Source organism: Paraburkholderia bengalensis, from assembly GCF_037126505.1.
GTDB lineage: Bacteria > Pseudomonadota > Gammaproteobacteria > Burkholderiales > Burkholderiaceae > Paraburkholderia > Paraburkholderia bengalensis.
Genome location: NZ_JACFYJ010000243.1, coordinates 1 through 1539, shown reverse-complemented (window position 1 = coordinate 1539; position 1539 = coordinate 1). Strand labels below are relative to the sequence as shown.

Annotated in this window: 1 protein-coding gene; it reads right to left on the bottom strand. The window is 62.7% G+C overall.

Annotated elements, in window-relative coordinates:
• The coding region (locus H3V53_RS42995; protein WP_336603012.1) for an APC family permease at positions 1-1539 on the bottom strand (1539 nt) is incomplete at both ends.

Here is a 1539-nt window from a genome sequence, read left to right as displayed (position 1 = left end):
GCGATAGCCCGTATGCACGCCCCAGTAATAGAAAACCAGCGAGAACACGATCACCACCAGCATGTCCCACCCGTACGGCAGCACACCCAGGCCGCCGAACTGCTTGCTGCCGATCAGCGACAGGATCGCCATCACGGGCAGATACGCCACCAGCCACCACGCCGCCTTCAGATCCTGATTGAAGCCGCCGAAGCCCGACTTCGCCTGGAAGTAGAAGAACACCGGCAGCGCGACGATCATCAGCAGGATGATTTCGCCCGTCAGCGGCCACTTCGCCCAGTACAGAATCAGCGACGCGCACACGAATGCGAACGGCGCGATCAAACCCATGCCCGGAATGTGCAGCGGACGGTCGAGGTCCGTCGCCGCCCGGCGCAGCGCCATCAGGCTGATGGGGCCCGTCAGATATGAAATGACGGTCGCCACCGAAATCACGGCCGCGAGCGAACTCCAGCCGCGGAAGAAGAACAGGAAGATGAACGACACCAGCAGGTTGAACCACATCGCCGGACGCGGCACGCCGTACAGCGGATGCACGCTGCCGAAGATCTTCGGCATCGTGTTGTTGCGCTCCATCGCGTAGATCATCCGCGTGGTCGTCGCCATGTAGGTCGTGCCCGTGCCGCTCGGACTCACGAACGCGTCGATGTACAGCAGAATGGCCAGCCAGTTCAGGTTCAGCGCGATCGCCAGTTCCGCGAACGGCGACTTGAAGTTGAACTGGCTCCAGCCCTTCGCGACGTCGGCGGGGTTCACCGCGCCGATGTACGCAACCTGCAGCAGCACGTAGATCACGAGCGCCAGCAGGATCGAGCCGATCACCGCGAACGGCACGCTCTTCGCGGGATTGCGCGCTTCGCCCGCCAGGTTGATCGGGCTCTGGAAACCGTTGAACGCGAACACGATGCCGCTCGTCGCCACGGCCGTCAGCACCGCCGACCAGCCGTACGGCGCGAACGCACCCGTGCCGCCGAACGAGTCGCCGAGGTTGTCCTTGTGAAAGCCGCTCAGCATCAGACCGAGAATGGTCAGGCCGGGAATGATGAACTTGAAGATCGTGATCGCCGAATTGGCGCGCGCGAACACTTTCACGCCCCAGTAGTTCAGCATGAAGTAGATCACCACCAGCACCGCCGACAGCAACAGACCCGGCGTCGTCAGCGAGCCGTTGATGAACAGGTCGTGCGCCCATTCATACGGCCACGTGCTCATGTACTGGATCGACGCTTCGGCTTCGATCGGAATCACCGACACGATCGCGATCCAGTTGGCCCATGCACTGATGAACCCCACCAGCGCACCGTGCGAGTAGCGCGCATAACGCACCATGCCGCCCGACTCGGGAAACATCGCGCCGAGCTCCGCGTAAGTCAGCGCGATCGCGAGGATCACCACTGCGCCGATCACCCACGCGCACAGCGCCGCGGGACCCGCAATCTTGGCCGCTTTCCATGCGCCGAACAACCAGCCTGACCCGATGATCGAACCGAGTCCCGTCAGCATCAGCGCAAACGGGCCGATGTGCCGTTGAATTGAACT